This window comes from Phyllobacterium sp. P5_D12 (assembly GCF_054049495.1).
In genome coordinates, this window is sequence record NZ_JBFUMG010000291.1 from 1 (window position 1) to 5556 (window position 5556).

Below are 5556 nucleotides of genomic sequence, written 5' to 3' on the forward strand. Positions count from 1 at the left end.
CTCGGCAGCGCAATCTCGATGTCCAGAGCCACGACGAGCACGGCGAGTAGCATCAGCGTCGCCAGCACGGCTACACCGACCRTCAAATTTAAATGTCCTCCGAAGGGAGCCATTTGCTGTCTCCATGCGTTAACCATCAATTAAGGAATGCGACAGATTTGTGATGGTTTTGTGACATGCCAAGTGCATGCAAATTAGGTGATCTATGAGTGTCCGGCTCACGAATGTGGCCAATAGCGACATTCCGTTAAGCGCGCGCGCGCTTGTGAAGCCGGGCCGGGTGTTTGTGCTGGCCTGCGTCGTTTCGGCGTTGCTGCTCAGCGCAGGTTTTATGCAGGATCTGATACTATATTCTGGTGCCAAGCCGGACCTTTCCAACAAGATATGGTTGCTCGACGTCGACTCAGAAGAGAGCGCGTTCACGTGGCTTTCTGTGGTGATAGCATTTTCCGCAGCATGGTTGCTTTTTCTGGCAAGCAGGGACGCAGCCACKCGCGGCAGCAGATTCAAATACCACTGGTATGCGCTCACAGTACTTTTTCTGTTGCTTTCGTTCGACGAGTTCGCCGGTATTCATGAAAAGATTTCTGCTGCTTTGTCCGGAAGGATGGAGCACACCGGCCTGATGTATTTTGCCTGGGCAGCGCCAGCTGGTGTCGTCAGCCTGATCGGTCTCGCTGCCTTTATTCCATTCATCAGGTCGTTTCCGTTGACGCTCGCGGGGCTCCTCGTGCTTTCAGCTCTGATCTTCCTTGGCGGCGCCGTCGGATTCGAGATGATTGGCGGCAGCGTTGCTGAAGTTGAAGGGATTGAATCATTTCGTTACCGAATACTGACGAACCTCGAGGAAGGTCTCGAAATGGCCGGGATACTGGTCTTCATCTATGTGCTGGTGTGCCATCTGAAGCGCTCGGGAGCAACACTCCACCCCAGCGCGTGATTTCCCCATTCTGCCGGATATCAAGATTGAAGAACTCGGCAGCCTTGATAAAAAAGATGCCCTCGCTAATGGCGGGTCGTGGCTTCTCGTCGCATTTCGCGGCGACTGTTCTCAGCGATCCGGTACCCCCGCCTTGCGCAAGATAAAGACGTGTACCGGCTGTGCTACATCCGTGGGCCTGAAGGGCTCCTCATCGGACTCGCCCAAGAATGCAGCTGAGCGCAATACGAAGACAAATAGCGACGAGTGCAAGAATGCGGCGACGGTTCATGACGGCTTGAACCACTTCGTTGTGGTGCCTGGCTCAATAATGCCGTGAAAGAACGGGTCGTGCGTGTCACCGGTCGCCMTGAAGCCAACGTACGAACCGCGATGCGCCTGCCAGCAAGCATCTGTCCATGTTCCTTGTGCGAGACAAGGATAGGATCAGCCATCGCGGCTCGGTTTCACCCTTGGTCCAACGCATCGGGCAACTATTGTTCAGTCGTTAAAGATAAGTATTCTGAGAAGATGAACCTCAAACAGCACTTCGACGACCTCGTGGCCGTAGTCAAAGCTTCGATCAAACCAAAACCCGAATTCGACCGGAGGCAGGGTGTCCCTTACAACAATGGGCTGAGAGACGCTCGACGCTCAAGAGAAACTGGCGTCAAGCTGGACAATCCCTACCGCGAAAACTCACGTCACTGGAAGCAGTGGAACGAAGGCTTCGAGCGGGCTAACAGATAGAACCTGAGGATCAATCCCAATCGCCGCGCAGGTGCAGCGTTGCAAGGCATTGCGGTGCTAGAAGATGCAGACGAATAAGTTGACACTATCGTTGGCACACTCCTGTCCCAAGAAAAAAGCCTATCCCCGAGCATGTCACACCACCGTGTCCCCAAACCCTTTTTACARGGGTTGGGACAGTGGGATACTAGGGGAGCTGGGACATATATGCAGATTGTTAAGGTCATTAATACCGCTCGGGTATGGATGGCGGATTTTCGCTTACGCCGAATACAAATGTGTCCCCACATGCGTGACACTTGTAATGGTCGCGCTGATAGGGGTCGCGTAGTGTGAATTGCAGAATGGATTTTTTGCGCTGACCAAAACAATTTGGACAGGCTCTATGAGGCACATTTGACGGTTCGCTGGGGTCTGCCACGAACTCGTAAGCATATGTGTTCCCACCATAGTCCATGAGTACGTCGTTGGCAGCAATCTCGTCCCAATCCTCGTAAACAGAAAGCTGCCGTTTGAGGTCAGTCATTTTCTCTTCGAGTTCCCGTTCCCGGTCAGCGCTAGAAAGTATGGCCGCTTGTGCTTCGAGTATCTTCCCCTGAAGCTCTATGACCGCGTTATTTAGCGCGACCTTGTCGCTTATATCTTTGATGCCTTTGGCGATATCAAAGGTATCTTTCAGTGCCCCGTAAGCCTCGCTTATACCAACAGCCATTTCCAGAATCCCTTAGCTATTCATCTGCTGTACGATGGCGATCCCAAGCGTGATCAGGGCAGTCAGGAACACGCCTATAGGGGACCAGTACATCTTGTTTGACGTTTCTTCATCTCGGTTGTCGCTGCCTGCTGTGCCGCCACGGCTGCGAGCTGAGCGTCGAAAAGCTGCTTTTGTAGCAGTAGATATAGGCGCCGTTGGATTTCTGTAGACCGCCTCATGACTTATAACCCCGCCTTTGACTTCAGACGGCGGGCCGCAGACATAGCCGGTTCGGCCGTCTTTCTTCGGTGCATTCCTGCTCATCTCTCAGGGGTCGATTTGCGCACAGCTGCACCGGCTTTCAGAAAAGCAACCTACCGAACCGCTTCAGTAGGATCCGCGAGACGCACATACGGCGGGAATGGTCTTGAGAATGATKATGATATCYTTCTGAAAGGACCAGTTTTCAACGTAMTGCTTATCGAAAGCTATCCGYTCGTCATAATTGACATCATTGCGGCCGCTGATCTGCCACACGCCAGTCAGGCCCGGGCGCGATTTGAAATARTARGTTGCGGCGGARCCATAGAGCTCGATCTCGTCCTTCACTACAGGACGCGGCCCAACCAGRCTCATCTCGCCGCGAAGAATGTTAACCAGCTGAGGTAATTCGTCGAGGCTCAATTTCCGCAACACGATGCCGAGTGTGGTGACACGTGGATCGGCCCGCAGCTTTCGCATCGCCACCCATTCTGCGTGTGCCTCCGGATTTGCAGCGAAATGAGCTTCCAGGATGGCATCACCGTCAGTAACCATCGTACGAAATTTGAGGCAATAGAACGCATTCCCACCACGCCCGATGCGGCGATGGCCATAGAGAACAGGTCCACCATCAGACAACTTAACCAGACAGGAGAGCAGTACAAACAGCGGGCTGAGGAGGATAAGGGCAAGGATCGCGGCAAACACATCGAACGATCGTTTCAAGAAACCTCCAATGGGAAGTTTTTCAAGTTCTTCGGATTCTCGAATTGTTTTCGTCGTCACAAGAAGTCCTTTCGAGTGGTTCTCAAGAAGCTGGCTCGTTTCGTGTTTTGGATGGCTAAACCAACTCTTCATAGGCGCGGCAATCCCCCACGCCAACCCAGGACTGGGGACTTCGTTCCACCGTTGGGCTTCAGCCCTAGGAAGCGTGGGACTTATGCCAAGCCCAAGATCAGACCAAAGTCCGATTGCTGTTCAGCAATGAAGAGGCTCGGCTCGGTGAACCTAAGGTCGGTCACGTTCCTCCTCGGACTTCAGACCAGGGAAGGATGAGTCTTATGACAATCGATCATCGGACCAAAGTCGGAATACCGCGAGGCGATCGTTTGATATGGAAGGGTATGGCGATGTTGACATGCGAACGCGACATGCCAAATTCGGGGAAGCCCTCTTGAGGCCCGCCACTTCTGTGACTGCAGTTGCTTTGAGCCGCAACAGAGACCAAACCTTCCCTTTGTCTTGCGTTCTGTTATGAGGACAGAACTTCTAGGAGGCACTATGCATACCCGTTTTGGACTGGCTCGCGTCCTTTGTAGCGCCTTCGTAGCAGCGGCATTGGTGGCGACGCCCTTTGAAATCACCTTTGATGGTCAATCTCTGAGTTTGCACGCACAATCGGCGTGGGCAAAAGATGGAGGCAATGGCGGCGGCAAGGGTGGTGGTAATGGAGGCGGCAAGGGCGGAGGCAATAGCAACGGCGGCGACAGTGGAAGTAGTGGCGGAGGGAACGGGAAGGGTAATAACGGCAAGGACGGGAAAAACGACAATGCGGGCCAGAGCGGCGATGAAAAGGGCCCTACAGTCAATCAATCCAAACCCGCTACCCGCGAAAACGGGGAAGTTGATGACTCTTCGATTGAAGTTCGTCACAAGAATGGAATGAGCGAAAGGATTGAGGCCGGGCGCTACACAATGAAGGATGCGAGGGGGCGCACCATCATTAACCRCACAGCAACAATTTCTGATCAATCGAGACTACAGTCGTTCGCCCGCTGATTGTTTTGCAACTGGGTGCGCCATGCAATGACCAATTATGCCAAGCGGATATCGTAACCAGCGTCACGCAGGGCCATCGCGGCTTCCGTCCTGTTTGTCACGTTAAGTTTCGCAAATATGCGTCCCATATGGTGCTTCACAGTTTTTTCGTGAATGTCGAGCTTCAGCGCAATCCGCTTGTTGCTCAAACCGGCCGCGGCAAGATCCAGGACCTCATACTCGCGACTGGAGAGTTCGGAGATCAGATCAGTCTTATTGGACGCATTGGAGATGGATGACAGATCCGATAGCATCCGGGCCGATAGGGCCGGAGAAACGTAACCCTCGCCAGAGGCGACAGCTCGGATTATTTCGGCCAGCGCCCGTGAGCCGACGCCTTTGAGGACATATGCTTTCGCGCCGCTGTTCAGAGCCTTTGTCACATCGTCACTCCTCTCTGACACAGTCAGCATGATGATCTTTTGGTCGGGGAAATGGTCGAGGATCGGAGAGATCGCGTCCAGGCCACCGCCTGGCATAGAGATGTCCATTAGAATAACGTCMGGGCGGTGATCATGGGCAATCCGGATCGCGTCCTCCTTCGTGCAGCCTTCTCCAACGATCTGGAAGCCGTTGATTTCACCGAGGCTGCGCCTGACCCCCTCCCTGAATAACGGATGATCGTCGATCACTGCAATACTTAGTCCAGTCATTACACCTGCTCCAGTCCGTCCAAATTCAGTGACATCCGTACCCTAGTCCCTCGTGCTGAAGACTCTATCGTAAAATGGCCCCCAAGACTTTCCACTCGATCTCTTAGCCCGGCAAGTCCGATACCGGTACGACCAGTGGCTGGATCGAATCCAGGCCCGCTGTCAGAGACCTCGACTACAACGCGTTCGCCTCGAAAAGTTTCCACAACCCGTTGTTCAATGCCTCCGCCATGCTGGAATCCATTGTTCAAAGCTTCTTGTATAAAGCGATAAATGCAAATTTTTGCGGAAGGTTCGAGCTGCGCCGGGGTGCCTGACATCGATAAATCAACGCTCGACCCGGTACGATACTCGTGGGCTTTAACCGCCCGCTGGATGATTTCTGGCAAATCGGCCGCCTCTATATGTGGCAGCACAAGGCCGTCGCAAATGTTCCTGATTTCACGCATCGCCTCGTCCAG

General features: G+C 53.5%; 7 protein-coding genes and 1 pseudogene. 4 read left to right on the plus strand and 4 right to left on the minus strand.

Annotated features, from left to right (window positions below):
* Positions 1-205: 205 nt before the first annotated feature.
* The 3 genes and pseudogenes from ACXJ5O_RS17385 (at position 206) to ACXJ5O_RS17395 (ending at position 1669) form a co-directional block, all read left to right on the plus strand.
* A complete protein-coding gene (locus ACXJ5O_RS17385) occupies positions 206-940 on the plus strand; it encodes a hypothetical protein (protein ID WP_457300979.1) in 735 nt (244 codons plus the stop codon).
* Positions 941-1072: 132 nt separating this feature from the next.
* A pseudogene (locus tag ACXJ5O_RS17390) lies at positions 1073-1159 on the plus strand (VOC family protein); the annotation flags it as partial.
* 291 nt (positions 1160-1450) lie between these two features.
* Positions 1451-1669 (plus strand): hypothetical protein, encoded by a 219-nt coding sequence (locus ACXJ5O_RS17395; RefSeq protein ID WP_457300980.1) that lies wholly within the window; start codon positions 1451-1453, stop codon positions 1667-1669.
* Positions 1670-1895: 226 nt separating this feature from the next.
* Here the strand turns inward: ACXJ5O_RS17395 and ACXJ5O_RS17400 are convergent, their stop codons facing one another.
* Together ACXJ5O_RS17400 and ACXJ5O_RS17405 are read right to left on the minus strand one after the other, a co-directional pair.
* The gene (locus ACXJ5O_RS17400) at positions 1896-2381 is read right to left on the minus strand and encodes a hypothetical protein (RefSeq protein WP_457300981.1); all 486 of its coding nucleotides are present in this window, start codon (positions 2379-2381) and stop codon (positions 1896-1898) included.
* A 369-nt stretch (positions 2382-2750) separates the two neighbouring features.
* Complete coding sequence (locus ACXJ5O_RS17405) at positions 2751-3410, minus strand: sugar transferase (protein ID WP_457300982.1); 660 nt, start codon at positions 3408-3410, stop codon at positions 2751-2753.
* A gap of 495 nt (positions 3411-3905) precedes the next feature.
* Between ACXJ5O_RS17405 and ACXJ5O_RS17410 the strand changes: the two genes are divergently transcribed.
* Entirely contained in the window at positions 3906-4403 is a 498-nt protein-coding gene (locus ACXJ5O_RS17410; protein WP_457300983.1) for a hypothetical protein, read from the plus strand.
* A 35-nt stretch (positions 4404-4438) separates the two neighbouring features.
* Here ACXJ5O_RS17410 and ACXJ5O_RS17415 read toward each other — a convergent pair whose 3' ends face one another.
* Together ACXJ5O_RS17415 and ACXJ5O_RS17420 are read right to left on the minus strand one after the other, a co-directional pair.
* Positions 4439-5095, minus strand: a complete 657-nt coding sequence (locus tag ACXJ5O_RS17415; RefSeq protein WP_457300984.1) for a response regulator — start codon at positions 5093-5095, stop codon at positions 4439-4441.
* The coding region (locus ACXJ5O_RS17420) for a sensor histidine kinase (protein WP_457300985.1) at positions 5095-5556 on the minus strand (462 nt) is incomplete at its 5' end. The genes ACXJ5O_RS17420 and ACXJ5O_RS17415, both read right to left, overlap by 1 nt.